The sequence below is a fragment of the Amycolatopsis rhizosphaerae genome (assembly GCF_007713715.1).
Classification (GTDB): Bacteria; Actinomycetota; Actinomycetes; order Mycobacteriales; family Pseudonocardiaceae; genus Amycolatopsis_E; species Amycolatopsis_E rhizosphaerae.
This window is the reverse complement of record NZ_VJWX01000833.1, coordinates 1-1,494: the sequence shown is the minus strand read 5'-3', so window position 1 is coordinate 1,494 and position 1,494 is coordinate 1. Positions and strand designations below refer to the sequence as shown.

Below are 1,494 nucleotides of genomic sequence, written 5' to 3'. Positions count from 1 at the left end.
GCGGTGTGGCGCAACGCCGCGGCCGGTCAGCTCATCTGGGCGTGTTCCACCCCGAAACTCGCCATGGCGGTGGACCTGCTGCTGCGTGACGACCGCGGCGCGATCCACCTCACCGCCGGGGACCGCGAACTGATGCACCGGATGCTCAACTCCAGCGACGACGACGCGGCCACCACCCTGTGGTACCGCTACGGGGGCGAGCACGAGTTCGGCGCCCGCTTCCCGTCCTACGGGATGACGGACATGCGCTTCACCGCCGCGCACCCGCACCACTGGGGCTGGATCCTCACCACCGCCGACGATCTCGACCGCCTGATCGGCTACGTGCTGACCGAGTTGCCCGCGCGGCACCGGGACTACATCGTGGGCGAACTGCAGCACGTCGCCCCCGACCAGCAGTGGGGCGTGTGGGGCGCGGGGCCGGCGGCGCAGCCGGGCAACAAGGACGGCTGGTCGGACGACAACGACGACGGCTCGTGGATCATGAACTCGGTGGGGTTCGCCGGTCCCGGCCAGCGCTACACGGTCGCGATCATGAACAACACCCGGGTGGTCGCGCACGGTGAGGAGACCGGGCGCGAGACCACCACCCGCATCGCCGAGATCCTGTTCAAGGGCTACTTCTCCTGAAAAGACGGCGCGCCACGCGGTCCGCGGCGCGCCGCCGTGGTCAGCCCAGGGTGGTGAGAAGGGCGTTGAGCGCCTTCCAGGCGCGCCAGGCCCGGGTGATCCCGAACTGTGCGGCGAACCGGAGCACGGACCGGACGTCCTCGTGGGACGCTCCGGCACCCAGTGCCCGGCTGACGTGCACGGTGAACGACTCTTCCAGGGTCTGGTAGTGCACGTCCACGCTCATCGTCGCGAATGCGCGCTCGCGGACGCTGAGGCTGCCGGAACCGGCCCTCGAGCGCATCCGGGACTGCAGGGCCAGATGTGCTCCGAAATGCGGGTCGAGCCCGGTGACCTCGGCGAGGACGGAGGCGGGCAGCGGAGTCGGCGTGGCGTCCGGCCCGGTGCTCACCTCCGCGGCGGGCAGCAGCGCGGCCTCCGGACGGGGCAGGCCTTCGGCCTCCTCGATCTCGGCGAGCCGCGCGAGTGCGGCCAGCGCGGCCGGGTAACCGGTGTCGTAGGCGGCGAACCGGATCAGGTCCCGCATGTCCGAAGTGGACACACCATGGCCGAGGCCGCCGCGCACGTGCAGTTCGAAGGGCAGGCCGAGGGCGCCCTGGCAGACGTCCGCGACCAGCCGCAGGAACACCTTCTCGCGTTCGGTCAGCCCGGGAACGCCGCCCGCGTGCGCAGTGGTGGCCCTGGCCATCTGGGCGAACAACGGGTCCAGCTCTCCGACGAAGTCGGGAGCAATGGCGGAGTCGACGGTCACGAGGATCCTCCCAAAATAAGTGGACACTTGTAGGGCTACAGTTGTAGTGCGAATTACGCTACAGCTGTAGCCCTACTGTTGTCCAGCTACACTGGCCGGATCATGGACCAGAC

At 69.6% G+C, this 1,494-nt stretch carries 2 protein-coding genes; one reads left to right on the top strand and one right to left on the bottom strand.

All coding sequences use genetic code 11. The features are described 5' to 3' along the window. On the top strand, positions 1–630 hold a 630-nt coding region (locus FNH05_RS37245; RefSeq protein ID WP_144593517.1), incomplete at its 5' end, for a serine hydrolase. A 40-nt stretch (positions 631–670) separates the two neighbouring features. On the opposite strand, the gene FNH05_RS37240 is transcribed toward FNH05_RS37245, so the two are convergent. After that, positions 671–1,381 carry a carboxymuconolactone decarboxylase family protein gene (locus FNH05_RS37240; RefSeq protein WP_246128168.1) on the bottom strand — a complete coding sequence of 237 codons (711 nt, stop codon included), beginning with the start codon at positions 1,379–1,381 and terminating at the stop codon, positions 671–673. Positions 1,382–1,494 lie beyond the last annotated feature (113 nt).